The 205-nt window shown below is 41.0% G+C and carries 1 pseudogene; it reads left to right on the top strand.

Annotated elements, in window-relative coordinates:
• Nucleotides 1–72: 72 nt before the first annotated feature.
• Nucleotides 73–205 (top strand): annotated as a pseudogene (locus AB4653_RS25235) (IS110 family transposase); the annotation flags it as partial.

The raw sequence follows: 205 nt of genomic DNA, 5'->3' as shown, positions 1-205 counted from the left end.
AACGAATGACATGGATTCCCCCTACCGAAGATCTGCCACACTTATGTGGTACTTAAATACATCGGAGGCACCATGTCTGATTATTCTTATTTCTGCGTTATCGACCTAGCTAAAAACCACTTCAGTGTTCATGCCGTAGACCAAAATGGTAAGGTCATACTTCATAAGTCAGTAACTCGCTCTAAGTTACTGACTACAATAGCAA

The sequence above is a fragment of the Vibrio sp. 10N.222.48.A3 genome (assembly GCF_041475345.1).
GTDB classification, from domain to species: Bacteria; Pseudomonadota; Gammaproteobacteria; order Enterobacterales; family Vibrionaceae; genus Vibrio; species Vibrio tasmaniensis_A.
The sequence above is the reverse complement of the archived record's forward strand: the minus strand, read 5'-3'. Positions and strand labels throughout refer to the sequence as shown.